Annotated in this window: 20 protein-coding genes, 1 pseudogene and 1 riboswitch; of the genes and pseudogenes, 13 read left to right on the top strand and 8 right to left on the bottom strand. The window is 70.1% G+C overall.

Going from position 1 to position 26167, the window contains the following annotated elements:
* The first annotated feature begins 137 nt into the window (after window positions 1-137).
* The 4 genes from ACR68M_RS10530 (at window position 138) to ACR68M_RS10515 (ending at window position 4221) form a co-directional block, all read left to right on the top strand.
* Entirely contained in the window at window positions 138-1352 is a 1215-nt protein-coding gene (locus ACR68M_RS10530; protein ID WP_441250182.1) for a L,D-transpeptidase, read from the top strand.
* 47 nt (window positions 1353-1399) lie between these two features.
* Window positions 1400-2635 carry an Ig-like domain-containing protein gene (locus tag ACR68M_RS10525; protein WP_441250181.1) on the top strand — a complete coding sequence of 412 codons (1236 nt, stop codon included), beginning with the start codon at window positions 1400-1402 and terminating at the stop codon, window positions 2633-2635.
* A 187-nt stretch (window positions 2636-2822) separates the two neighbouring features.
* Window positions 2823-3290: an ATP-binding protein gene (locus ACR68M_RS10520; RefSeq protein WP_441250180.1), complete on the top strand. Its 468-nt coding sequence runs from the start codon at window positions 2823-2825 to the stop codon at window positions 3288-3290.
* Window positions 3291-3570: 280 nt separating this feature from the next.
* Window positions 3571-4221 carry a histidine phosphatase family protein gene (locus tag ACR68M_RS10515; RefSeq protein WP_441250179.1) on the top strand — a complete coding sequence of 217 codons (651 nt, stop codon included), beginning with the start codon at window positions 3571-3573 and terminating at the stop codon, window positions 4219-4221.
* A 535-nt stretch (window positions 4222-4756) separates the two neighbouring features.
* Here the strand turns inward: ACR68M_RS10515 and ACR68M_RS10510 are convergent.
* The 8 genes and pseudogenes from ACR68M_RS10510 to gcvT all read right to left on the bottom strand — a co-directional run bounded on the left by ACR68M_RS10510 (window position 4757) and on the right by gcvT (window position 12687).
* Window positions 4757-5752 carry a threonine ammonia-lyase gene (locus ACR68M_RS10510; RefSeq protein WP_441250178.1) on the bottom strand — a complete coding sequence of 332 codons (996 nt, stop codon included), beginning with the start codon at window positions 5750-5752 and terminating at the stop codon, window positions 4757-4759.
* Window positions 5749-6459: a D-alanine--D-alanine ligase family protein gene (locus ACR68M_RS10505; RefSeq protein WP_441250177.1), complete on the bottom strand. Its 711-nt coding sequence runs from the start codon at window positions 6457-6459 to the stop codon at window positions 5749-5751. Before ACR68M_RS10505 ends, ACR68M_RS10510 begins: the two co-directional genes overlap by 4 nt.
* A gap of 791 nt (window positions 6460-7250) precedes the next feature.
* A complete protein-coding gene (locus tag ACR68M_RS10500) occupies window positions 7251-7499 on the bottom strand; it encodes a hypothetical protein (protein WP_441250176.1) in 249 nt (82 codons plus the stop codon).
* Window positions 7500-7762: 263 nt separating this feature from the next.
* Window positions 7763-8011: pseudogene (locus ACR68M_RS10495) on the bottom strand (transposase); the annotation flags it as partial.
* A 113-nt stretch (window positions 8012-8124) separates the two neighbouring features.
* Window positions 8125-9492 carry an L-serine ammonia-lyase gene (locus ACR68M_RS10490; protein WP_441250175.1) on the bottom strand — a complete coding sequence of 456 codons (1368 nt, stop codon included), beginning with the start codon at window positions 9490-9492 and terminating at the stop codon, window positions 8125-8127.
* Between the two features lie 168 nt (window positions 9493-9660).
* Window positions 9661-10929: a serine hydroxymethyltransferase gene (glyA, locus tag ACR68M_RS10485; protein ID WP_441250174.1), complete on the bottom strand. Its 1269-nt coding sequence runs from the start codon at window positions 10927-10929 to the stop codon at window positions 9661-9663.
* Window positions 10930-11068: 139 nt separating this feature from the next.
* Complete coding sequence (gene gcvH, locus ACR68M_RS10480; protein WP_441250173.1) at window positions 11069-11446, bottom strand: glycine cleavage system protein GcvH; 378 nt, start codon at window positions 11444-11446, stop codon at window positions 11069-11071.
* Window positions 11447-11553: 107 nt separating this feature from the next.
* On the bottom strand, window positions 11554-12687 hold the full coding sequence (gcvT, locus tag ACR68M_RS10475; RefSeq protein WP_441250172.1) for a glycine cleavage system aminomethyltransferase GcvT: 1134 nt from the start codon (window positions 12685-12687) through the stop codon (window positions 11554-11556).
* Between the two features lie 199 nt (window positions 12688-12886).
* Window positions 12887-12991, bottom strand: a riboswitch (glycine riboswitch).
* 164 nt (window positions 12992-13155) lie between these two features.
* Here gcvT and ACR68M_RS10470 point away from each other — a divergent pair.
* From ACR68M_RS10470 to ACR68M_RS10430, 9 genes are all read left to right on the top strand, one after another.
* Complete coding sequence (locus tag ACR68M_RS10470; RefSeq protein WP_441250171.1) at window positions 13156-13935, top strand: enhanced serine sensitivity protein SseB; 780 nt, start codon at window positions 13156-13158, stop codon at window positions 13933-13935.
* A gap of 142 nt (window positions 13936-14077) precedes the next feature.
* Entirely contained in the window at window positions 14078-14803 is a 726-nt protein-coding gene (locus ACR68M_RS10465; RefSeq protein WP_441251570.1) for an enhanced serine sensitivity protein SseB C-terminal domain-containing protein, read from the top strand.
* A gap of 626 nt (window positions 14804-15429) precedes the next feature.
* The gene (locus ACR68M_RS10460; protein WP_441250170.1) at window positions 15430-16425 is read left to right on the top strand and encodes an ABC transporter permease; all 996 of its coding nucleotides are present in this window, start codon (window positions 15430-15432) and stop codon (window positions 16423-16425) included.
* Window positions 16426-16535: 110 nt separating this feature from the next.
* Window positions 16536-18305 carry an ABC transporter substrate-binding protein gene (locus ACR68M_RS10455; protein ID WP_441250169.1) on the top strand — a complete coding sequence of 590 codons (1770 nt, stop codon included), beginning with the start codon at window positions 16536-16538 and terminating at the stop codon, window positions 18303-18305.
* A gap of 119 nt (window positions 18306-18424) precedes the next feature.
* A complete protein-coding gene (locus tag ACR68M_RS10450; RefSeq protein WP_441250168.1) occupies window positions 18425-19423 on the top strand; it encodes an ABC transporter permease in 999 nt (332 codons plus the stop codon).
* Window positions 19420-20505 (top strand): ABC transporter ATP-binding protein, encoded by a 1086-nt coding sequence (locus ACR68M_RS10445; RefSeq protein WP_441250167.1) that lies wholly within the window; start codon window positions 19420-19422, stop codon window positions 20503-20505. Before ACR68M_RS10450 ends, ACR68M_RS10445 begins: the two co-directional genes overlap by 4 nt.
* A 58-nt stretch (window positions 20506-20563) precedes the next feature.
* Entirely contained in the window at window positions 20564-21598 is a 1035-nt protein-coding gene (locus ACR68M_RS10440) for an ABC transporter ATP-binding protein (RefSeq protein WP_441250166.1), read from the top strand.
* 157 nt (window positions 21599-21755) lie between these two features.
* Window positions 21756-24572, top strand: coding sequence for a PKD domain-containing protein (locus tag ACR68M_RS10435; RefSeq protein ID WP_441250165.1), 2817 nt, complete (start codon window positions 21756-21758; stop codon window positions 24570-24572).
* Window positions 24573-24702: 130 nt separating this feature from the next.
* Window positions 24703-26166, top strand: coding sequence for a PKD domain-containing protein (locus ACR68M_RS10430; RefSeq protein ID WP_441250164.1), 1464 nt, complete (start codon window positions 24703-24705; stop codon window positions 26164-26166).
* The last annotated feature ends 1 nt before the right edge of the window (window position 26167 follow it).

The following is a 26167-nucleotide window of genomic DNA, read 5'->3' as shown; positions in this document are numbered from 1 at the left end:
CCGGTGGACACGGCCCGGCTGCTCCTTCGAGCAGTCGGGCCGTTGTCCGTTCGTGACCGGAAAAGCGGCGTCGGCGGCGCAACTTATCGGGCAGGTACGAGCGTGTATACGGCTGGAACCAGGATCGGGGAGTACAGATGAGGTCATTCGGCAGAGCCCTGACGGCAGCAGCCGTCGGCGGAGCACTCGTGCTCACGGCGGCCTGCAGCAGCAGTGGCGGTGGCGGTGGCACCTCCACCGACGGCGGCGGCAAGCCGGCGGCCTCCAAGTCGACACCCGTCTCGGCGGCGGTGGTGAGCATCGCACCCGCCAACGGCGCGACGGACGTCAAGCCGAGCGGCGTGCTCAAGGTGTCGGTGGCGAGCGGCAAGCTGAGCTCCGTCAAGGTCACCGGCAAGGACGGCAAGGAGATCGCCGGCGCGATCACCGCCGACGGCTCCGGCTGGGCGCCGACGGGCGCCCTCGCGATCTCCACCACGTACCAGGTCAGCGCCCAGGCGACCGACGCGGCCGGGCTGGTCTCCGCCGCCACCAGCAGCTTCACCACGCTCACCCCGGCGAAGGAGGCGAGCGCGCACGACAACATCGAGAGCAGCGCCACCTACGGCGTCGGGATGATCGTCTCGCTCACCTTCGACCGGGACGTGAAGGACAAGAAGGCCGTCGAGCAGGGCGTCATCTTCGAGGCCTCGGACGGCACGGTCGTCAAGGGCCACTGGTTCGGCAGCCGCCGGGTCGACTTCCGCCCGGAGAAGTACTGGGCGACCGGCACCAAGGTGACGATCCACTACCGCCTGAAGAGCGTCGAGATCTCGCCCGGCGTGTACGGCGGGGTGGACAGCGACGAGCCGTTCACCGTCGGCCGCTCGCAGATCAGCACGGTGGACGCCGCGACCCACCAGATGGTCGTCGTCCGGGACGGCAAGCCGTACAAGACCATCCCGATCAGCACCGGCGCCACCGAGCCGAAGAGCTGGAACGCCTACAACGGCACGATGGTCATCGAGGCGAAGGAGGGGACGGCCACCATGGACTCCTCCACCGTCCCCGGCCTGGAGGGCGCGGCGTACAAGGAGAAGGTGCCGCACTCGCTGCGCCTCACCGACAGCGGCACCTACGTGCACGGCAACAACTGGTCGTCGGCGGACGTCTTCGGCCGCACCAACGTCAGCCACGGCTGCGTCGGCCTCCAGGACGCCCCCGGCGACGCGGGGGACGACAGCTCCTCCGCCGGGCGCTACTACGCGGACGCGATCGTCGGTGACGTGGTGACCATCAAGAACTCCGTCGGCGACGCCGTCAGCCCGGACAACGGCCTCAGCGGCTGGAACATGAACTGGACGACCTGGTAGGCCCACCGGCCTGCGGTGATGTGGGGGGACCGATGCTGGGTGGAACGATGCTGGGGGGAACGTACGTGAAGTCGAAGCGCAGAGGCCTGGCCGCCGGGGTGCTCGGGGGTGCGCTGCTGCTGTCGACCGCCGCCTGCGGCGGGTCGGGGGCGGCCTCGGCCGGGAGCACGCCGTCGGGTGCGCCGGGTGCGGCGAGCACTCCGGCGGCGGCTCCCAAGCCGACGGTCTCGGCGGCCGTGGTGAGCATCGAGCCCGCCGACGGTGCGAAGGACGTGAAGCCGAGCGGCGTGCTCAAGGTGTCGGTCGCGAGCGGCAGGCTGAGCTCCGTCAAGGTCACCGACAAGGACGGCAAGGAGGTCGCCGGGGCGATCACCACCGACGGCGCCGGCTGGGCGCCGAAGGGGGCGCTCGCGGTCGGCGCGCAGTACACCGTGAGCGCCGCCGCCGCCGACGCGAGCGGGCTCGCCACGACGGCGCGCAGCAGCTTCAGCACGCTCACCCCGGAGGACGAGGCCAGCCCGCACGACAACGTCGACAGCGGCAGCACGTACGGCACCGGCATGATCGTCTCGCTCGAGTTCGACCGGGACGTGCAGGACAAGAAGGCCGTCGAGCAGGGCGTCACCTTCGACGCCCCGGGCGGCGTGGCCGTGAAGGGGCACTGGTTCGGCAGCCGCCGGGTCGACTTCCGGCCGGAGAAGTACTGGACGCCGGACAGCAAGGTGACGGTGCACTACCGCCTGAAGGGCGTCGAGATAGCCCCCGGCGTGTACGGCGGGGTCGACCGGGACGAGCCGTTCAGCATCGGCCGCTCGCAGGTCACCACGGTGGACGCGGGCGCGCACGAGATGAAGGTCGAGCGCGGCGGGCAGGTCGAGACGGTCGCCGTGACGACCGGCAAGTCGGGCTTCGCGACCTGGAGCGGCGTCATGGTCATCGAGGAGAAGGCCGAGCACACCCGGATGACCTCGCAGGGCGTCAGCGGCGTCGCCAAGGGCGACGAGTACGACCTCGCGAGCGTCCCGCACGCGATGCGGCTGACCACCTCGGGCACCTATGTCCACGGCAACTCCTGGGCGCTGGACGCGATGGGCTCCTACAACGCCAGCCACGGCTGCATCGGCGTCGCCGACTCGCCGTCGGGCAGCGCGAGTTCGGATGCCGGGAAGTTCTTCGACAGTTCACTGATCGGCGACGTGGTGAAGGTGGTCAACTCCAAGGGGGCCACCGTGGACGCCGACAACGGCCTGAGCGGCTGGAACGTCGGCTGGGGCGACTGGTAGCCGGTGGGTGACGCCCCGGCTTGCTCCTGTCATATGCCAGAAGAATAGTGATCGTTTCGTCATTGTCCGTACGCGGCCGCTTGCGTTCCGCGATGATGGGCGCATGGCGGGATGGGGCGAAGCAGAGTGGGCATCACTTCCGGGCGCCGGAGCCGGTGCTGACGGGTCGTCACGTGGCAGTTCGCTCGTGCTCGAATCGCTGGAGCGGCTCACCCCCGAGGAGCTGGAGGCGCAGCACTTCGACCGCCTCTGCGCGGGGCTGGCCGCCGAGCAGGAGGTCTTCCTGCCCTCCCGGCCCGAACTCGTCGGCCTGGCCCGGCGGGTGGTGCTCACCGTGCTGCAGTCCCTCCAACTGCACCAGCAGTTGGAGGCGGGCGAGCTGCTCGGCGGTGAACTGCTCGCCAACGCCGTGCGCCACGCCGGCGGCCGGACGATCGGCCTCCGGCTGACCAGGGCGCCCGGCCGGGTCCGGATCGAGGTCCGCGACTCCTCCCGGGCCCTGCCCTGTCGGATCGTCGCCGAGCCCGGCAACGAGAACGGCTACGGGCTCGTCCTGGTCGAGGCCGTCGCCGAACGCTGGGGGGCCGACCTGCTGCCCCGGGGCAAGGGCGTCTGGTTCGAGCTGAAGGTCCGCGAGCGAGCCACCCAGGGCTGACCGGCTTTCGGTCTTCGGCTTTCGGCAGGGAGAAACGATGCGGGCCCCCCGGCCGCCAGTGGTGTGGCGATGGGGGGCCCTGCAGGTTCACCGCGCAGGCCATGGGGGTGCGTGCCGCGCAGTGTGACGGCCGAGCCGGGTCGGGGATTGGCCGTGGATCGCGTCCGGGCGCGGTGCGCTCGGACTTCCCCGACTATCGCATGGTCTAAACATGTGGGCAAAACGGATTAGAAGGTATGTAACCTACTTCACCATGGGTATCGCCCAGGATGTGACCTCTGTGCCTCTGAAACCCTTGATCTCCGCCCGTGTCCGAACTCCGGCGCTGACCCGCCGCGGCCTGCTGGCGGGCCTGCTGCTCGCCTCGACCGGCTGCGGCCCGAGCGCGAAGGCGGCCCCCGCGGCGCCGGTGGTTCCGACGGCGGACACGACCGTGATCATCATCCGGCACGGCGAGAAGCCCGACGCCGCCCACCCCGGCCACGACGAGACCGGCCACCCCGACCCCAAGTCCCTGACCGACCGCGGCTGGGCCCGCGCCCAGGCCCTCCCCGGGCTCTTCGGCACCGCCCTGCCCCGCCCCGCGAGCATCTTCGCCGCCGCCGACCAGGGCCCGCACGCCGGCGCCCACCGCATGCGCCAGACCGTCACCCCCCTCTCCCAGCACCTCGGTCTCCCCCTCGACACCACCCACCCCGAAGGCCAGGAAGCCGAGTTGGCCCGCGCCGCCCTCGCCGCGCCGGCCCCCGTCCTGATCTGCTGGGAGCACTCCCGCATCCCCGCCATCGTCCAGGCCCTCGGCGCCACCACCGCCCCCGGCACCCCGAAGACCTGGCCCGACCGCTTCGACCTGGCCTGGGTCCTCACCTCGACAGCCGGCGTCTGGTCCTTCCACGAGACCCACCAGCACCTGCTGCCGGGCGACGCCTGACGGCCCTCGCGGGTCGAGTCAGTGGTTCTGGCACACCGTGGGGTGGGTGACCGGGACCACGGTGCCTGCGCCGCCGCAGCGGCACGAACTCCCCGATCTGGTGCCCGTCGCGGGTGACGGTGAACGACTGCCCGGCCTCGACGTCGCTCCCGCCCGTTCCTCCCGCCCGTTCCTCCCGCATGCGACTGTCCCCCGGCGACCGGGCGCGGGGCGGCCGGGGCGCCGAGTCTTCTTGTGCACCGAGGTAATCACCAGGTGCCCTGCCGCGGACTCGGCGGCGAGCCGGTCCGGTGTCAGGTCGGTGACCACCTCAGCAGTGAGCTGGTGGACATCGGAGGTGTACTCGGTGAACTGCCGGTAGAACATGCCGCCCACGGTGCCGTCCGGCTCTTGGGTGTACGCGCCGTACTTGAGTGCGCCTTGCAGCAGCTCGTACATCGTGGGGGGCGTCCCCCGTAGGCCATCAACGCAATCAGGGCCGGACGGACTGGCGTACTGCGTGACGATCGGGATCGGATGGCGCCTCGCTGGCCCGTCAGACACGGTCGGATTCCTTCTGGTTGGGCAGGTCGGTCATGAAGCGGTGGAAGGAACCTATGCCGACCGATCCACCGGAGATGACAACACCCACCGCGCCCGGGTCGAGATCCAGCCTTTCGAGGGCGGCGAGCGCAACGGCCCCGGACGGCTCCGCCACCACCTTCAGGTGCTGGAACGCCGTCGCCATCGCCCGAATGACCTGGGTGTCCGTCACCGTCACGATGTCGTCGAGCATCACTCGGTTGATTTCCCACGGGAGCGGGGCAGGGCTGGTGTGTCGAAGGCCGTCGGCGATGGTGTCAGGGACGCTCGGAAGCTCGGCGAGCGTGCCCGTCCGCAGCGACATGGCAGTGTCTGCACCAGCCTCCGGCTCCACGCCGATGATCCTGATCCGGGGGTTGACGTGCTTCGCGGCGACAGCGGTACCGGCCGCGAGCCCACCACCACCGACCGGAACCAGGACTGCTGTCAGGTGTGGCACCTGACATAGTAATTCCAGTGCGACGGTTCCGGCTCCGGCCATCACGTGTGGCGAGTTCGCCGACGGCACCACTGCGTACCCGTGCTCGTCGGCGAGCGCGGCCGTCACCTGGTCCCGGTCGTCCCGCTCCCGGTGGTAGGTGACGATCCGTGCGCCGTAGGTGCGCGCTCCGTCGATCTTGCCCTTCGGAGCGTCATGGGGAACGACGACGGTCACCGGGACGCCGAGTAACTGGCCGGCGAGCGCCAGGGCCTGGGCGTGGTTGCCGGAGGACGCGCCGACCACCCCGCGCCGTCGGGCGACCGGGTCGAGGACAGCGAGGGCGTTGTACGCGCCCCGGAATTTGAACGACCCGGCCCGCTGCAACGCCTCGACCTTGACGACCACGGATCGCCCGGCGGAATCGTCGAGCTCAGGGTGGGACAGAGCCGGGGTGATCGCCGCGATGCCTTGCAGGCGGCGTTGGGCGTCGAACACGTCGGCCGCGATCAGCGGCAGGCGGCCCGTCACGGCCGGTACCCGTCGTGGTGGGCGGCGTCCAGGATGAGGGCGATCAGTTGGTCGTAACTGATGCCCGCCGCGCCGGCCATAGTGGCGAGGTTTCCGTGCGGGGACAGACCCGGCAGGGTGTTCACCTCCAGCCAGAGCACCTCACCCCCTGCCGTGACCGTGAAGTCCGAGTGTGAGTGGCTGTGGCAGCCCAGCGCCCGGTGCGCGTCAAGCGCGGCCCGCTGGACGGCGGCGGCGACCAGGGGTGGGAGCCCGGCTGGGTACCGGTACTCGTGGCCGTTCGGGTCGCGCTTGGCGGCGTAGTCGTGGAACTCGGCGGTCGTCGGCAGGGTCTCCAGGTCCTCACTGGCTCGGAGCAGGACGTGCGGCAGGTCGTTTACCCCGGCCGCCTGGACGACGCTCTTTGCAGTGGGCTTGTACATTCCGATCGCGGACGCCATGACTACGCAACCGGTGTACGGGAATCCGAGGCTGTCGAGCATGCCCTGGAGCTTGCCGTCCTCGGACCACTGCCCGGCGATAGCGAGGAACGCGACGTCGACGGCACGGACATGCTCAGTGAATTCGGCGTCGGTGGGGTCGAGTGCGACCTGTAACAGGCCCTGACGGGGCAGCGACTGATGGACGGCATTGCCGGAAAGAAGCGAGCGGTCGGGCTCGCCCGACCGGCCGCCGGTGATGACGGCGATACTGCGACTGGAAGACATGATCGTTGTCCTTCACTGCGAGGGCATGGCGGCACCGGCTGCCTGTGGCGGATATGTCGTGGCGGCCGATGCGGTGTCGGGCGGTACCTATGGCAGGCTGCTACGTGGCGGCAGAGGTAGTTCGGTGGCCATGCACCAGGTAGGTGGTGCGACCCGTGCTGAGGCCGTCCAACGCTTCGCCGACGCGGCAGCCGGGCGGGCATGCGAAGTAGTCGTCATCGTGGGTCATGAACTTCCCCTCGGGTCGCCCTGCCCGGGGTCCGGGAGGCGGGTGGTATTCGTATTGCGGCGTTGGTGACGAGCTCAGTGACAATCAGCTCTGCATCGTCGACGAGCTGGGGCACTCCCTACTCTCTGAGCTTGTCGCGGACCAGGCCACGCGCAGCCCTGGCGGACTGCGGCTCGCAGGAGAGCCGTCGCCGGGCACACGGCCCGGATCTCCAGATCTACGATCATCGACGGCTCCTCGCCTGGGAGTTGGACGGCGGCCCCACCCCGGCAGGGATACAGGAAGGGGACGCCTGGATGCCGCCCGGGTTGGCTCCCGGCAGCACCAGTTCGACGGTTGGTCTCCCCGGGCGGCTGACCTTCAGTCAACGCGGTTATGGGCCTGACGAGAACAGCGCATGCTGGTACCGCTGTCGAACGCGTCGAATTCCCGGGAGGCCGCGATGACACGCACGCCGAACACAGCCCTCGCCGGGCTGATGGCTGAGGCCGACTGGGGAAACGGGCAGCTCGCCAGGGCAGTCAACTGAGGCGGCGGCCGCAGTTGACGGGGACGGGTTCGGTCAGTCATCAAGCCCGAGAAAGAGGACGGTGGCCCAGTCGCTGGTGACCAACAGCAGGCTGCGCGACCATACGGTGCCCATGCCCATGCCCATGCCCACGCGCGGGCCGTCGACGTCGCCGGAGCTTCGGACGGGCCCCAGATGTGCTTCGATGAGATCGGCGAGTTCGCCTGCCTGCCGGATCTCGGCGGGCGTGCGCAGGTTGGCATCCGGCCACCTCTTGGCGGGCTGCATGATGCCGTCGGTCACCTGTCGGCGGAGGATGTCCCGCCAGGCTCGCGGTGACTCGAACGGGGCGACCGACGTTCCTCCCTGGTGTCCACTGACCCCCGCGTCGTACACAGCCTGAGCGAGGCCCGTCATCCAGTCATGACCGGGTGTCGTCCCGGCCACTGGGACTACATGGGACAGCTCTATGGACGACACAAACGGGTTGCAGTCGTCGAGCAGGTCCTCGAGCAGTTCGGCTGCGGCTGACTCTGCGGCTGGAGCGTCGAGTGGGTTCAGCAGTTCGTCCGCAGCTTGACCGTGGAGAACGTCGACTCGATGGGATTCGTGGTCCGCAGGTGGACCCAGTGCTCGGCCGGGAAGTCATAGAACGCCAGTAGCTCGTCACGGTCGTCGGTGATCCTCGCGACGGCCTTGGGCCACGCTGTGCCGTAGGTGCGGGCGAACTCCTCGGTCGCCTTCTCCGCGTGGGCGCCGTCCTCTGCGTTGTAGACCTCCCGCATCGCCTTCGTCGCGCCCGGCTGCGCGGACTGCGCTCTGGGAGGTGCGCCGCGTCCTGTCGCCCCAGTCGCCGCCCCGGACCGGCCATTCGGCGGGCACGGGGCGGCTTTACGTGGGGAATCCCGGGGTGTTCAGGCCAGCTGTCTCAGCACTCGATGACGTTGACCGCGAGCCCGCCGCGGGAGGTCTCCTTGTACTTGACCTTCATGTCGGCGCCGGTCTCCTTCATGGTCTTGATGGCCTTGTCGAGGGAGACGTGGTGGCGGCCGTCGCCGCGCAGGGCCATCCGGGCGGCGGTGATCGCCTTGACCGAGGCCATGCCGTTCCGCTCGATGCACGGGATCTGGACCAGGCCGCCGACGGGGTCGCAGGTGAGGCCGAGGTTGTGCTCGATGCCGATCTCGGCGGCGTTCTCGACCTGCTCGGGCGAGCCCCCGAGCACCTCGGCGAGGCCGCCGGCCGCCATCGAGCAGGCCGAGCCGACCTCGCCCTGGCAGCCGACCTCGGCGCCGGAGATGGAGGCGTTCTCCTTGAAGAGCATGCCGATCGCGCCGGCCGCCAGCATGAAGCGGACGATGCCGTCGTCGTCGGCGCCCGGGATGAAGTTCAGGAAGTAGTGCAGGACGGCCGGGATGATGCCCGCCGCGCCGTTGGTGGGGGCGGTGACCACGCGCTGGCCGGAGGCGTTCTCCTCGTTCACCGCCATCGCGTAGAGGGTGACCCACTCCATCGCGTTGGCCGGCCCGATGCCCTCGGCGCGCAGGGCGCGGGCGCCGGAGGCGGCCCGGCGCCGCACCTTCAGCCCGCCCGGCAGGATGCCCTCGCGGGCCATGCCGGCGCTCACGCACTCCTGCATCACGCCCCAGATCTCCAGCAGCCCGGCCCGGATCTCGGCCTCGCTGCGCCAGGCCTTCTCGTTCTCCAGCATCAGGCCGGAGATCGACAGCCCGGTCTCCCGGGTGAGCCGGAGCAGCTCCTCGCCGGTGCGGAAGGGGTAGCGCAGCTGGGCGTCGTCGGGCACCACGCGGTCGGCGCCGAGCGCGTCCTCGTCGACCACGAAGCCGCCGCCGACGGAGTAGTACGTCTTCTCCAGGACGGGCACGCCGGCCGGGTCGTAGGCGAAGAGCGTCATGCCGTTCGCGTGGTAGGGCAGCGAGCGGCGGCGGTGCAGGATCAGCTGGGTGTCGGCGTCGAAGGCGATCTCGTGCAGGCCGAGCAGGTTGATCCGCTTGTCGGCCTTGATCCGCTCGACGTCCACGTCGGCCTGGTCGACGTCGACGGTGCGGGGGGAGTTGCCCTCGAGCCCGAGCAGGACGGCCTTCGGGGTGCCGTGGCCGTGGCCGGTGGCGCCGAGCGAGCCGAAGAGCTCGGCGCGGACGGTGGCGGTCTGGGTCAGCAGTCCTTCCGACTTCAGGCGCCGGGCGAACATCCGGGCGGCTCGCATCGGGCCGACGGTGTGGGAGCTGGAAGGCCCGATGCCGATGGAGAAGAGGTCGAACACGCTGAGCGCCACGGGGGGACGTCCTTGTCGGGTCTCGTGGGAGGGATGGAGCTGAAGGCCGCTGAGGGCATGGGACGGGGCACCACGCTTACGTTCCAGTGTGCGCGGCGCCCCGAGGTTTCGGAAGGCGCGGCATGGGTCGGGCCGCGCCTTCCAAAAAAAGACTTACCGAAGCCCGGGTTACAGGTTCGGGTACAGCGGGTGCTTGTCTGCGAGCGCCGTGACGCGGGCCTTGAGCGCGACGGCCTTGGTCTCGTCGAAGCCCGGCAGCAGGGCCTCGGCGATGATGTCGGCGACCTCGCGGAAGTCGTCGGCCTGGAAGCCGCGGGTGGCGAGCGCCGGGGTGCCGATCCGCAGGCCGGAGGTGACCATCGGCGGGCGCGGGTCGTTCGGGACGGCGTTGCGGTTCACCGTGATGCCGACCTCGTGCAGGCGGTCCTCGGCCTGCTGGCCGTCCAGCTCGCTGTTGCGCAGGTCGACCAGGACGAGGTGCACGTCGGTGCCGCCGGAGAGCACGGAGACCCCGGCCGCGGTGGCGTCGTCCTGGAGCAGGCGCTCGGCGAGGATCTTGGCGCCGTCCAGGGTGCGCTGCTGGCGCTCCTTGAACTCCTCGGAGGCGGCGACCTTGAAGGCCACGGCCTTGCCGGCGATGACGTGCTCCAGCGGGCCGCCCTGCTGGCCGGGGAAGACCGCGGAGTTGATCTTCTTGGCCCACTCGGCCTTGCAGAGGATGACGCCGCCGCGCGGGCCGCCCAGGGTCTTGTGGGTGGTGGTGGTGACCACGTCCGCGTACGGCACGGGGGAGGGGTGCAGGCCAGCCGCGACCAGACCGGCGAAGTGCGCCATGTCGACCATCAGCAGGGCGCCGACCTCGTCCGCGATCCGGCGGAACTCGGGGAAGTCCAGCTGGCGCGGGTAGGCGGACCAGCCGGCGATGATCAGCTTGGGCTGGTGCTCCTTGGCGAGGCGCTCGACCTCGGCCATGTCGACCAGGCCGGTCTTGTCGTCGACGTGGTACGCGGCCACGTTGTAGAGCTTGCCGGAGAAGTTGATCTTCATGCCGTGGGTCAGGTGGCCGCCGTGGGCCAGGCTGAGGCCCAGGATGGTGTCGCCCGGCTTGATCATGGCGAACATCGCCGCGGCGTTGGCCTGCGCGCCGGAGTGCGGCTGCACGTTGGCGTGCTCGGCGCCGAACAGCTCCTTGATGCGGTCGATGGCGATCTGCTCGACCACGTCGACGTGCTCGCAGCCGCCGTAGTAGCGCTTGCCGGGGTAGCCCTCGGCGTACTTGTTGGTCAGCACCGAGCCCTGGGCCTCCATGACCGCCACGGGGGCGAAGTTCTCGGAGGCGATCATCTCGAGGGTGGTCTGCTGGCGGTGCAGCTCGGCGTCGACCGCGGCCGCGATCTCGGGGTCGAGCGCGTGCAGGGACTGGTTCAGAACCGTCATGGTGGGTCTTCCCGTCATGGGGCTTCCCCGCGCAGCGCGACCGACTGGGTGGTGGCCGGGCGGGCGGGAGGGCAGTGGACCGAGGGGAGGGGCGGCCGCCGCGCTGCGGCCGCCCCCGTCACGCTTGGGGGGAGCTGAGTCAGCCGCCGATGAAGGCGGTGTACTCGTCGGCGGAGAGCAGCTCGTCCTGGACGGACGTGACCTCGACCTTGAACAGCCAGGCGTCGCCGAACGGGTCAGTGTTCACCGAGGCCGGCTCGTCCACGACGGAGTCGTTGATCTCGACGACCTTGCCGGTGACCGGCGAGAAGAGGTCGCTGACCGACTTGGTCGACTCCAGCTCGCCACAGGTCTCGCCCGCGACGACGTCGTCGCCGACGGCCGGGAGCTGGACGTAGACGATGTCACCGAGCGCGTCGGCCGCGTGCTTGGTGATGCCGATGGTCGACACACCGCCCTCGACGGCCGTCAGCCACTCGTGCTCCTTGCTGTACTGCAGGTGTGTGGGGTTGCTCATGACGTCATTCTCCAGGATCGCAAGAGGGTAGGGCGAAGCCGTCCGCTGAACGGACCGGACATCCGGGGGTTCGGGTGGCAGAGAGTCAGGTGGTCCGACAAGCGGAGTTACTTGGCGCGCTTGTAGAACGGGAGGGCGACGACCTCGACCGGCTCGTGCTTGCCACGGACGTCCACGGCGACGGCGGTGCCGGGGGTGGCGTGCGCCGCGTCCACGTACGCGATGGCGATCGGCTTGCCCAGGGTGGGGGAGGGGGCGCCGGAGGTGATCCGCCCGATCGGGGTGCCGTCGGTGCTGACGACGCCGTACTCGGCGCGCGGGACGCGCTTGCCCTCGGAGACCAGGCCGACCAGCTTGCGCGGCGGGTTGGACTCGGCCTGGGCGGCGGCGGCCTCCAGGGCCTTGCGGCCGACGAACTCGCCGTTGTTGGTGGTCTTGTCGAAGCGGACGACCCGGCCCAGACCGGCGTCGAACGGCGTCAGGTCGGTGTTCAGCTCGTGCCCGTACAGCGGCATGCCCGCCTCCAGGCGCAGCGTGTCACGGCAGGAGAGGCCGCACGGGACGAGGCCGACACCGGCGCCCGCCTCGGTCAGCGCGTTCCAGATGTGCTCGGCGTCGGCCGGGGCGCAGAAGATCTCGAAGCCGTCCTCGCCGGTGTAGCCGGTGCGGGCCAGCTGGACGTCCTTGCCGGCGACGACGGCGGGCAGGATCGCGTAGTACTTCAGGCCGGGCAGGTCGGCGTCGGTCTGCGAGGCGAGGATGCCGTTCGCCTCCGGGCCCTGGACGGCGAGCAGCGCGTACGCATCGCGGTCGTCGCGGACGACGGCGTCGAAGCCGGCCGAGCGCTCGGTCAGCGCGTCCAGCACGACCTGGGCGTTGGAGGCGTTGGCGACGACCATGAACTCGGTCTCACCGGTGCGGTAGACGATCAGGTCGTCCAGGATGCCGCCGTCCTCGCGGCAGATCATCGTGTAGCGGGCGCGCAGCTCGCCGAGCGCGGAGATGAAGCCGACCAGCGCGTGGTCGAGCAGCTCGCCGGCCTGCGGGCCGGTCACGGTGATCTCGCCCATGTGCGAGAGGTCGAAGAGCCCGGCCTTGGTACGGACGGCGAGGTGCTCCTCCCGCTCGCTGCCGTAGCGCAGCGGCATGTCCCACCCCGCGAAGTCGGTCATGGTGGCGCCGAGCGTGCGGTGCAGCGCGTCGAGCGCGGTGAGGCGGGGGCTGGCCTGGTCGGAGGACATGGCGGATTGGCTCCTTGGCTGGGCACTCAGGGACTGCACGCAGAGCGTGGACCTGCGTACGGGCATACGGGGGCGGTGTCTCCCCATCTGTCGTCGCAACCTGAGAGCTTCACCGCGCCCCTTGCCGTAGACAACAAGGATGGCGGCTTGCACCGTGGGTGGGCGCACGGCGCGGCCGTGTTCCACTTTCCAGATGTGCCTCGCCCGTGCGGTAGGGGGGCCTGAGAGATTCCGGGGAGGACTTGCTCCTTCGGCGCCGGCCCTGCCCTGGTCGGGGCACTCCGGACTCTCCCGCACGGGTTCGAGCGGCCGTTGTTAAGTTGACGCCCCCCGGGGAGGACGCGCCCATCATGGCATGCCGGGCGGCGCGCGGGGGAGAGGGGCCCGGCGCCGCTGTCAGGTCACAGTGTCGGCGGGGACCGATAGGCTCTCCCCGAGCTACGGGCAGAGGGGCGGTGCTGGACGCGGATGGGCTACCCGGCGGGTGGGACTCAGGCGCAGGGGTGGGCGGCCGAGGGCAGCGGTTGGCCCGCGAACGAGCTGGAGCAGGTGCTCACCGCCGCCCTCGGCGACCCGGGCGCGACGCCCCGGGTGATCGAGGTGCTGGCGCGCAGCCAGGTGTGGATCCCGCTGCCCGCCGGGGCCGACCCGCAGGGCCAGGCGCTGGACCTGCCGACGATCGAGCTCGCGGGCTCACCGTACGTACCCGTCTTCTCCTCGCAGGAGCAGTTCCTGCGGCACGCCCCCGGGGTGCCGTTCGCGATCGCCCCGGCCTGGGAGTTCGCCCGTGGGCTGCCGCTCGGGGTCGGCATCGCCGTCAACCCCGAGGCGCCGGTCGGCATCCCGGTGCCGCCGGAGGGGGTCGGCGAGCTGCGGCGCGGCCCGCAGGGCGACCGCTGGCAGCAGCAGCCGGACGGCGCCCGGGTCGCCCTGCGCGAGCCCGCCCCGCACGAGGAGCCGTACGCCTTCCTGGCCGCGGCGATCACCGAACTCAGTCAGCTGCCCGGCGTGCTGACGGCCCGTAGGGCACTGGCCAGCGTCGAGGGCGAGACCCCGGCACTGTACGTGGGCGTCCAGTTCGACGCCGCCTGGCAGGCCGACCCGGTGCAGGTCAACGAGGCGCTCGGCCGGGCCCTGGGAACCGCGCCGCCCGCGTGGGGCGTCCACCTGGTGCTGCTCGACGCGGTCGCCGACCCGGTGGTCGAGTGGCTGCTCACCAGGGTGAGACCCTTCTACGCTCGGGCATGAGCCCCGAGGGGCGCGGGGAACTGCGCGACTCGGGAGGTACGGTCCGGTGCCTACCGCCCTCGCGCAGTTCCCCGCGCCCCTGGATAGTGCAACTTTATGACGTGAGGGAAGAGGGTCCGAGGTGAGTACGTTGGAGCGCGCGATGCGCGACGTCGCCCCCGGGCAGTACGAGGCGTACGAACAGCTGCTGCGGGCCCTCGCCGAGGGTGAGGTGTGGATGCTGCTCTGGCACGGGCAGCCCGGCAGCCCGGACGCGCAGTACGGGAACATGGACAGCGGCGGGCACGGCTACGCCCCCGCCGTGACCTCCGCCGAGCAGCTGGCCGCCAGTGGCTGGGGCCGTGCGCACGAGGTGATCTCCGGGGCGGAGATCGCGAACGCGCTCTACCGGACGCGCTGGGGCCTGTGGCTGAATCCGCACGCACCGGGCGGCGGTGTCGGCATCCCCTGGGCCGACCTGCGCCGGGTCGCCGGCGGGCTGGACCGGCTGCCCGCCGGTCCGCTCCAGCTGGGCGAGCCGCAGTTGGCCGCCCCGCAGTTCTATGCCGTGCTGGAGCAGCAGGCCGCCGAGCTGCGGCCCGTCCGCGCACTGCGCCGGGCCTGGGTGCGCCCGGTGCTCGGTGAGCCGTACCTGGCGATCGGGCTGGATCTGTACGACGCCTCGCCGCCCGCGGTCGAGGCCGTTCGGGCACTGGTCCAGCGTGCGTTGGTACACGCACCGGAGGGCCTCGCGGTCTCGACGGTGCTGCTCGCCGACGACTACGACCCGGTGGCCGTCTGGATGCGCGCGCATGCCCGGCCGTTCTTCGACCGGGAGGCCCGGCAGGGCGGTTACGGCTGGCCGCAGGCGGGCTGGCCGACCCGCTGAACTGCGGGCGCAACTCCGTTTGCACACCATCGGAGTGAGTCTCTGTCAGGTAGGTCGTGGGCGTCTGGACACACGCGTAACACCCGTGTGAAGAGCGTTATGCGACAAGATCACCGATGCATGTCGACAGATCACAGTTGGGCATCCTTCGGCGGCCAGGTCTGGCGTTAGCCCGCTCGGATGACGGAGAGTCTGCGCAGTGCAGTGCGCGGAACCGGCCCCACAAGGGCCGGCGCGCTACCTGGACGCAAGACACCGCGCGACGTGCACATCCGCGCGGCAGCACCTCGGTGCGCCCTGCTCCGCCCTGCAAGTGCACCACCCGCAATTTGCGCCATCGCAAGTGCACCACCTCGCACAACATCTCGCACCACCTTTTCGCAATACCCCCCGTCGGACCGACGACGCGCCCCCACAGAGCGCGGCGGCCCTGCGGGTACCCCTGACAACGATTTCTGCACCGTCGCGGCCGCACGGCCCGCGGCGACACCGCACCGACGCACCGCACCGCACAGTCGCGAACAACCGGACCGTCCTCGGCTCCGGGCCCGGACCGGGCCCGGCGTACCGCGTACGTCCAGGACACCGTGGGCCGGCCACCGTCGGCGAGGGGAACGAACTGACTCATGACCACACCCACCGAGACCACCGGCTCCGCCCCCGAGGCGGCGCCCGAGGCCGCGCCCGCCGCTGAGCCGAAGAAGATCGAGGGCCGCTCGCCCGGCAAGATCGCCTGGGCCCGCCTGAAGCGGGACAAGATCGCCCTCATCGGCGGTGCCGTGGTGCTCCTGCTGATCCTGGTGGCGGTCTTCGCCCCGGTGATCATCTCGCTGATCGGTCACCCGGTCGACGAGCCGCACCCGGACCAGATCAACCCGGACCTCGGTCTGCCGAAGGGCGCCTACGGCGGCGTCAGCAGCGACTTCCTGCTGGGGATCGACCCGAAGTTCGGTCGCGACGTCCTCAGCCGGATCGTCTACGGCGCCCGCGTCTCGCTCGGCGTGGCCTTCTCCGCCGCCGCGCTCTCGACCGTCATCGGTGTCCTGATGGGCATGGCCGCCGGGTTCTTCGGTGGCTGGATCGACTCCGTCATCAGCCGGGTCATGGACGTGCTGCTGGCCTTCCCGCAGCTGCTGTTCTCCATCGCGCTGATCTCCGTGATGCCCAACGACCTGCTGGGTTTCAGCGGCTCGTTCCTCCGGATGGTCGTCCTGGTCGTCGTCATCGGCCTCTTCGGCTGGCCCTACATCGGCCGGATCGTCCGAGGCCAGGTGATGTCGCTGCGTGAGCGCGAGTACATCGACGCCGCGCGCAGCCTCGGCGCGGGCAGCGGCCACATCCTGATCCGCGAGCTGCTGCCCAACCTGGTCGCGCCGATCTTGGTCTACATGACGCTGATCATCCCGACCAACATCCTCAGCGAGGCGGCCCTCAGCTTCCTCGGTGCGGGCGTCAAGCCGCCGACCCCCTCCTGGGGGCAGATGCTCAACGACGCCATCGGGATCTACCAGTCCGACCCGACGTACATGGTCATCCCGGGTCTGGCGATCTTCGTCACCGTCCTCGCCTTCAACCTCTTCGGCGACGGCCTGCGTGACGCGCTCGACCCCAAGGGCAACTGAGCCCGCATCACGGCACCCCCGATCGGCTCGGCCGATCCCACTGTCTCGGGGGTTTCACCACCCCCGGCGGACCGTTCAGGCCCGCACTTCTCCAGGAGGAATCAGTACCCATGACGCGAAACCGGACGCTCGCGGCCGCCGCCCTGGTGGCGACGCTGGCTCTCACCACCTCGGCCTGTGGCGGCTCCAAGGGCACCGGCTCCACCGGCGGGGCCTCCACCTCGGCGGCGGGCGGCTTCAACGCCGCTGTCGACAAGGTGCTGAACCCCTCCGACAAGAAGGGCGGCACGCTCAACCTCTGGACGAGCACCGACGCCGACTCGATGGACCCGGGCCGCGCCTACTACGCCTCGGTGTGGAACTTCGAGCGCTACTACGCCCGCACCCTGCTCGCCTTCGACGGCAAGCCGGGCAAGGACGGCCTGGCCCTCGTCCCCGACCTGGCCACCGCCAAGCCGGAGATCTCCGCCGACGGCAAGACCTACACCTTCAAGCTGAAGAGCGGCCTGAAGTTCGAGGACGGCTCCGCCATCACCTCGAAGGACATCAAGTACGGCATCGAGCGCATCTTCGCGCAGGACGTCATCTCCGGCGGCCCGACGTACCTGATCAACTCGCTGGACCAGGGCCAGAACTACAAGGGCCCGTACACGGACACCGCCCCGGACAAGCTGGGCCTCAAGTCCGTCGCGACCCCGGACGACTCCACCATCGTCTTCTCGCTCAAGACGGCGGACTCCTCCTTCCCGTACCTGCTCGCGATGGGCAGCGCCGCGCCCGTGCCGCAGAAGCTGGACACCGGCTCCAAGTACGGTGACCACCCGGTCTCCTCGGGCCCGTACAAGTTCAAGACCGCGCAGGCGGGCAAGTCCTACGAGCTCGTCCGCAACGAGAACTGGGACCCGGCCTCCGACCCGTTCCGCAAGGCCCTGCCGGACGTCGTCAAGCTGACCGTCACCACCAACGCCGACGACATGGACCAGCGCGAGCTGGACGGCACCGCCGACCTCGACTGGTCGCAGACCGGTCTCTCGCAGGCCGCCCAGATCAAGGTCCTCCAGAACCCGGATCTCAAGGCCCGCACGGACGACCCGTACAACGGCTTCATCCGCTTCATCGCGATCTCCCAGAAGGTCGCGCCGTTCGACAACATCCACTGCCGCAACGCCGTCCTGTTCGCGGCCGACACCACCGCGCTGCAGACCGCGCGTGGCGGCGCCACGGCCGGTTCGCTGTTCGGCTCGATGCTGCCCCCGAACATCCTGGGCTCGGACGACTACGACCCGTTCAACCTGACCAAGGGCAAGCCGGACGTGGCCAAGGCCAAGTCCGAGCTCGCCGCCTGTGGCAAGGCTGACGGCTTCAAGACCACCATCGCGGTGCGTGGCAACAAGAAGAAGGAGGTCGACTCCGCCGTCGCCCTCCAGACCGCCCTCAAGGCGATCAACGTGGATGTCACCGTCGACCAGTACGACGGCAAGCTGCTGCCCTCCGTCATCGGTGCGCCGGACGTCGTGCACAGCAAGGGCTACGGCCTGATGGTCGCCGGCTGGGGCGCCGACTACCCGAACGGCTCCGGCTACATGCAGCCGCTCATGGACGGCCGCTTCATCGAGAAGAACGGCAACAGCAACTACCCGGAGATCGACGACCCGGCGATCAACGCGCTGTTCGACAAGGCCGCCGTCGAGACGGACGCCACCAAGGCTGCCGACATCTACAAGCAGATCAACCACAAGGTCACCGACATGGCGGTCTGGCTGCCGATCGTGGCCGACAAGGCGCTTAACTACCGCAACCCGCGCCTGACCAACGTGTACGTCACCGACGCCTTCGGCGAGGTGGACTTCCAGGCCCTCGGCGTCTCCGACGGCAAGTAAGTACCACCGCCCGCTTCCGTAGTTTCGCTCAGCTAGTCCGAAGGGCAGGTGAGGGCTTCGCCGGGGCCGGCCGGGACTCCCACAGGAGGACCGGCCGGCGCCCGGCGGCGCCGACCGCAATGCTCGTGTATTTCATTCGACGGCTTGTCAACGTCGTCGCCATGCTGCTGGTGGTCTCGATGGTCACCTTCGGCATCTTCTTCATGGTGCCGAAGCTCACCGGGACGGACCCGGCCCTGCTCTACGTCGGCAAGATCGCCGACAAGGTCGCGGTCGAGGGAATCCGGCACAAGATGGGTCTCGACAAGTCGATCGTCGAGCAGTACCTGCTCTTCCTCAAGGGCCTGTTCGTCGGGCGTGACTACAGCACCGGTGTGGACGTCACCCACTGCTCCGCACCGTGCTTCGGTTACTCCTTCAAGACCGAGCAGGAAGTCTGGCCGGTCCTGCTGGACCGCCTGGGCGTCACCGCTTCGCTCGCCTCCGGCGCGTCGGTCCTCTGGCTCATCCTCGGTGTCGGCACCGGCGTGATCTCCGCCCTCAAGCGGCGCACCGCGCTGGACCGCATCACGATGACCACCGCGCTCGCCGGTGTGTCGCTGCCGATGTACTTCACCGGTCTGGTCGCCCTGGCGATCTTCGTGCACCAACTCGGCTGGTTCCCCAACAGCTACGTGAACTTCAGCGACGACCCCGTCATGTGGTTCGAGAACCTGGTGCTCCCCTGGATCACCCTCGCCTTCCTCTTCTCGGCGACGTACGCCCGGCTCACCCGGGCCACGCTGCTGGACGTCCTCGGCGAGGACTACATCCGCACCGCACGGGCCAAGGGCCTCGGCGAGCGGACGGTCATCGGCAAGCACGCCATGCGCTCGACCCTCACCCCGATCCTCACCGTCTTCGGTATGGACCTCGGCGGCCTGATCGGCGGCGCGGTGCTCACCGAGACCACCTTCAACTTCCGTGGCCTCGGCTACGAGGCGGTCGCCGCGATCAGCTCCAGCGACCTCCCGGTGATCATGGGTGTCACACTCTTCGCCGGTTTCTTCATCATCCTGGCGAACCTCGTGGTTGACGTGTTGTACGCCGTTGTCGATCCTCGGGTGAGGCTGTCATGAGCAAGACCGAGTCCACCTCCGCACTCAGCACGGCCAAGGCCGACGGTCCGGGCAGCTTCCTCTCCGTCCGCGACCTGCGGGTGCACTTCCCCACCGACGACGGCCTGGTCAAGTCCGTCGACGGGCTGAGCTTCAACCTGGAGAAGGGCAAGACCCTCGGCATCGTCGGCGAGTCCGGCTCCGGGAAGTCGGTCACCTCGCTCTCGATCATGGGTCTGCACCGCACCGGCACCAAGCGCGGCGCCCCGAAGATCACCGGCGAGGTCTGGCTGGACGGCGAGGAGCTCGTCTCCGCCGACCCGGACCACGTGCGCAAGCTGCGCGGCCAGAAGATGGCGATGATCTTCCAGGACCCGCTGACCGCGATGCACCCGTACTACTCGGTCGGCGCCCAGATCATGGAGGGCTACCGCGCCCACCACTCGGGCGTCAACAAGAAGCAGGCCCGCGCCCGCGCGATCGAGATGCTCGACCGCGTCGGAATCCCGCAGCCCGACAAGCGCGTGGACGCCTACCCGCACGAGTTCTCCGGCGGCATGCGCCAGCGCGCCATGATCGCGATGGCCCTGGTCAACGACCCCTCGCTGCTGATCGCCGACGAGCCGACCACCGCCCTGGACGTCACCGTCCAGGCGCAGATCCTCGACCTCATCCGGGATCTGCAGAAGGAGTTCGGCTCCGCCGTCATCATCATCACCCACGACCTGGGCGTCGTCGCCGAGCTGGCCGACGACATCCTGGTGATGTACGGCGGCAAGTCCGTCGAGCGCGGCCCGGCCGCCCAGGTCTTCGAGGCCCCCGAGCACCCGTACACCTGGGGCCTGCTCGGCTCGATGCCGCGCCTGGACCGTGAGCTGCAGGACCGGCTCATCCCCGTCAAGGGCACCCCGCCCAGCCTGATCAACGTGCCCTCGGGCTGCGCCTTCCACCCGCGCTGCCCGTACGCGGAGCTGACCGAAGGCCGCTCCAGCAGCGAGCTCCCGGTGCTCGCGGAGGCGGCCCCCGGCCACTTCGCGTCCTGCCACCTCCCGGTGGCCGACCGGCACCGGATCTTCGCCGACGAGATCGCGCCCCGGCTGTGACCGCCGCAGTCGAGCACGACCTGGCTGTGACTGTGCACCACCTGTTTGGAGAAACCTCATGACGGACAGTCAGACGGCGACCATCCCCTCGCCCTCCCCGGCCGCCGATCGCGAGCCGCTGCTCCGGGTGACCGGCCTGACCAGGCACTTCCCGATCACCAAGGGCCTGCTGCGCCGGCAGTCCGGCGCGATCCGGGCCGTCGACGGCATCGACTTCACGGTCAACGCCGGCGAGACCCTCGGCGTGGTCGGCGAGTCGGGCTGTGGCAAGTCCACCATGGGCCGTCTCGTCACCCGACTCGACGAGCCGACCGCCGGGAAGATCGAGTTCGACGGCAACGACATCACCCACCTGGGTGTCTCGGCCATGCGCCCGCTGCGCCGCGACATCCAGATGATCTTCCAGGACCCGTACTCCTCGCTCAACCCCCGGCACACCGTCGGCACCATCGTCGGCGCGCCGTTCCGGCTGCAGAAGGTGGCGACCGAGGGCGGCATCAAGAAGACCGTCCAGGAGCTGCTGGAGCTCTGCGGCCTGAGCCCCGAGCACTACAACCGCTACCCGCACGAGTTCTCCGGCGGCCAGCGCCAGCGCATCGGCATCGCCCGCGCGCTCGCGCTCAAGCCGAAGATGATCGTCGCGGACGAGCCGGTCTCGGCACTGGACGTCTCGATCCAGGCCCAGGTGGTGAACCTGCTGGACGACCTCCAGAAGGAGCTCGGCCTCACCTACCTGATCATCGCGCACGACCTCTCGGTCGTCCGGCACGTCTCGGACCGCGTCGCCGTCATGTACCTGGGCAAGGTCGTCGAGATCGCCGACCGCGACTCGCTGTACAAGACGCCGATGCACCCGTACACCAACGCGCTGATGTCCGCCGTGCCGACGCCGGACCCGCGCCGCAAGGAGGCGCGCGAGCGCATCCTGCTGACCGGTGACGTGCCGTCGCCGATCAACCCGCCCAGCGGCTGCCGCTTCCGCACCCGCTGCTGGAAGGCGCAGGACATCTGCGCCTCCGACGAGCCGCCGCTGGTCGTGGCCAAGGCCGGGCACCAGGTCGCCTGCCACTTCCCGGAGAACGCTCCCGAGTAGCCCGCAGTCGCCGTACGAGGGCGGGCGGGGCGTCGCAACAGACGCCCCGCCCGCCTTTTCGTGCGCATACCCCCGCCCTGTCGGGTCCGCTGACCTGCTGCTAAACCTGTCACCGCACCGCCGGTCGTGCTCCGTACCGCTCCTCGGGGGAACTCTCGTGTCATCCATACGCCGCCGCCGTCAGCTGGCCGCCGCAGTCGTCGTCGCCTCCACCGGGCTCGCCGGGATGGGCTGGACGCTGCCCGCCGTCGCCGTGGGCTCGGCCGCCTCTACGCTGTACGTCTCCGACGATCCGGCCGCGCACTGCTCCGACGCTGGCCAGGGCACCGAGGTGCAGCCGTACTGCACCATCCAGGCCGGCGTCGACGCGGCCACGGCCGGGCAGACCGTACTGGTCGACTTCGGCGCGGGCGACTACGTCGAGCAGGTCGACGTCAAGCACTCCGGCGAGCCCGGCAAGCCGATCGTCATCAAGGGCCGGCCCGACCCGCGTCACGAGGACCTCCCGGCCGTCACCGCCCCATTCGGGGGAGGCAGTCAGAAGCACGCCTTCTCGCTCGACGGGGTCCACGACGTGACGGTGCAGGGCTTCTACCTGGCCGACCAGCCGCAGGAGTCGATCCTGGTCACCGACTCGGCGCGGGTCACCCTGGACGGCAACACGGTGCTGGGCGGCTGGGGCACCTCCCCGGCCGTCCGCCTCACCGGTACCACCAGTGCGACCACCGTGAGCCGCAACGCCGTCGGCGGCGCCGGGGGCGGCGGCATCGTGGTCGACCCCGGAGTGACCGGCACCGTCGTCACCACCAACGCCGTCACGGCCAACAGCCCGGCCGGCATCCTGGTCAAGGACGCCCCCGGCACGGTGGTGACCAGCAACACGGTGGTCTGCAGCCACGGCACCGGCATCTCCCTGGCGGGCAACTCCGACCACGCGACGGTCGAGAACAACATCGTCGCGGCCTCGGACAACCCCGTGCTCGTCGACGCGGCGCACTCCGTGGAGCTCGCCGTCTCGGCGGGCTCGGTCACCGGCACCAAGGCCGACTACAACACGCTCCACCCGTTGGGCAAGGGCTCGGCGTACTCCTGGGGCGGCACCACCTACCAGCAGCCCGCCGACTTCACCGCCGCCTCCACGCAGGGCGCCCACGACCTGCGCGAGGCCCCGAAGTTCCTCCTCGACGGCTCCGCCAACGCCTCCGTCGTCCCGACCGCCGCCTCCGGCTCCACCGACTCGGCCGACGCTTCGGCCCCCGGCGAGCTGGCGACCGACCTCTACGGCCATGCCCGGGTCGACGACCCGCAGGTGGACAACTCGCCGGGCGGCTTCCACGACCGCGGCGCGGTCGAGCTCCAGCCGTTCAGCGGGCTGCGCCTGAGCGTGCCCTACCTTCGGGGCCCGTACCCGCTGGCCATGACGGCGACCGCGACGGTCCAGTGGAACTGGACCACCCCCGCCACCTACACCTTCGACTTCGGGGACGGCAGCGCGCCGGTCGTCTCCACCTCGCCGAAGGCTGAGCACGTCTACCAGAACAAGGGCAGGTACCGGGTCAAGGTGACGGTCGCGGACACCAAGTCCGATGCCACCCTCTCCGCCGACGTCGCGTCCGACATCACGGTCAACGAGCCGGGCGACCTCGTGCCCGACGCCAAGATCACCCTCGACGACCGGGGGATGGGCGGTGGGCCGCTCGGGTACCTCTTCGACGCCACGGGCACCACCAGCCCCTGGTACGTCGACCACTACGAGATCGACTTCGGCGACGGCTCCCCGGTGAACACCTACGGCTACGCCCACCACAGCTATGCGCGGCCCGGCGACTACACCGTCACCGTGAAGGTCTCCGACCAGGGCGGCCGTGCGGCGACGCTCACCAAGCAGCTGCACGTGGCCTACGCGCAGCTCGGCTTCACCCCGATCACGCCGACCCGGGTGCTCGACACCCGGCAGCCCGGCATGAACGGGATCCGCCGGATCGGCCCCGGCGAGTCCGTCGACGTCTACCTCCCGACCACCTCCGGCCACGCCGACGCCGCCGTCCTGAACGTCACGGCGGTCAACCCCTCGCAGGGCGGCTACCTGAGCGTCTACCCGACGGGTGCCCCCCGCCCGACGACCTCGAACGTCAACTTCACGGCCGGTCAGGTCGTCCCGAACCTGGTGACCGTCCCGACCGGCCAGGGCGACCACGTGACGGTCTACAACTTCTCCGGCGCCACGGACGTCGTGGTCGACGTGATGGGCTACTACCAGTCCGGCACCGGCAGCCGCTTCACGGCTCTGGCGCCGTCCCGCCTGCTCGACACCCGCCACACCACGGCTCTGGGCCCGGATGCGACCACGTCGGTGCAGGTGCGGGGTGTCGGTGGCGTGCCGGCGGACGCGACGGCCGCGGTGCTCAACCTGACCAGCACGGATGCTGATGCGGGCGGGTACCTCACCGCCTTCGCGAGTGGCACCACCCGCCCGGGGACGTCCAACCTGAACTTCACGGCCGGTCAGACGGTGGCGAACCAGGTGGTGGTGCCGATCGGCGCGGACGGCAAGGTCAGCATCTACAACAAGTTCGGACACACGCAGGTCGTCGCGGACCTCTTCGGGTACTACAGCCCGACCGGCTCCTCGCTCTTCACCCCCGTCGTCCCGACCCGCCTGGTGGACACCCGTACGGCGGGTCAGCACGCGCTGGGCCAGGGCGGGACGCTGCCGGTCGCGAGCGGCGCCCCGGCGGGTGCGACGGGTGCGGTCCTGAACGTGACCAGTACGGCTTCTACAGCGGGTGGTTACCTGACGGTGTGGGCGGACGGCGCGGCGAAGCCGGGCACGTCGAACGTCAACTTCCTCGCGGGGAAGACGGTGCCGAACCACGTGACGACGCCGCTCGGGGCGAACGGGTCCTTCGACGTCTACAACTTCCTCGGCCAGACCCAGGTCGTCGCGGACCTCTTCGGCTACTTCAGCAAGTAAGCCCTGCTGGTGCCGCCTTCCCCGCTTCGGCGGGGGAGGCGGCAATTTTTTCCGTGCACGCGTACAACCTTCTGGCAGGGGTGCGGGTCAGACGTTCGGAACCATCCGAACCGTCACCCGGGGGCCTTGCATGTCATCGATCCGCCGTCGTCAGAAGCTTGCCGCCACTGCTGTCGTCCTCGCCGCGACCGGACTGGTCGGGGCGGTCGCCGCGCCCCCGGCCTTCGCCGACGCCGCGCCGACGCCGGTGTTCACCGTGGACAGGGCTGACCGGAAGCTCGATCTGGGCCCGCTCGGATATGTCGTCAACACCAAGGGCACCGCTCAGTCGTCCATCACCAAGCAGGAGATCGACTTCGGCGACGGCACCCCCGTGGCCGTCGTCAGCCCCAGCTACGACGACCGGGCGCATCACACCTTCCCTCGGCCGGGCGACTTCCAGATCACCGTCAAGGCCACCGACTCGGCAGGGCACACGGCCAGCGCCACCAAGCCGGTGCACGTGGCGTACGAGGCGATGGGCTACGTCCCGCTCGACCCGAGGCGCCTGTACGACAGCCGCTACTCCGGCGGCGACTACCGGACGGACCCGATCGGGTCGGGCCAGTCGATCGACCTGGCCGTCGGTGACGGCTACGACCTGAACCACCCGGATGCGGTGGTGCTCAACCTCACCGCCGCCGACCCGACCAAGGGCGGGTTCCTCACGGTCTACCCGACGGGCAGCCCCCGCCCGGCGACCTCGAACGTCAACTTCGCGCCGGGGCAGACGGTGCCGAACCTGGTGACGGTGCCGGTCGGCGCCAACGACGGAGTGACGATCTACAACAACTCCGGTGACACCGACGTGGTGGTCGACCTGATGGGCGTCTACAAGCCGGGGCACGGCAGCCGCTTCGCCGCTCTGCCGCCCGCACGGCTGCTCGACACCCGCCAGAGCGGCGGGCCGGTCGGCCCGGAGGGCGTGGTCGGCATTCAGGTGCGCGGCGCCGGCGGCGTCCCGGCCGACGCGACCGTGGCGGTGCTCAACCTGACCAGCACCGGTTCGGACGCGCCGAGCTTCCTCGCCGCCTTCGCGAGCGGCAAGCGCTGGCTCGGCACCAGCAACCTCAACTTCACGGCGGGTCAGACGGTGGCGAACCAGGTGATCGTGCCGATCGGTGCCGACGGCCGGGTCTTCGTCTACAACAAGGCCGGTCACACCCAGGTCGTCGCCGACATCGTCGGCTACTACGGCGACTCGGGCACGACGCTGTTCCACCCGGTCGTCCCGACCCGCCTGGTCGACACCCGCACCCCCGGCCAGAGCGCCCTCACCCCGGGCGGCACGCTCCCGGTCGCCGGCCACGTCCCGGCGGGTGCTACGGGTGCGGTCCTCAACGTGACCAGCACAGCCTCGACGGACGGCGGCTACCTGACGGTGTGGGCGGACGGTGCTCGCCGCCCCGGCACCTCGAGCCTCAACTTCCCGGCGGGGAAGACCGTTCCGAACCACGTCACGACGCCGCTCGGGGCCAACGGCGCCTTCGACGTCTTCAACTTCATGGGCCGCACCCACGTGGTCGCCGACCTCTTCGGCTACTTCACCAAGTAAC

Source organism: Kitasatospora sp. McL0602 (assembly GCF_052076145.1).
Lineage (GTDB): Bacteria > Actinomycetota > Actinomycetes > Streptomycetales > Streptomycetaceae > Kitasatospora.
The sequence above is the reverse complement of the archived record's forward strand: the minus strand, read 5'-3'. Positions and strand labels throughout refer to the sequence as shown.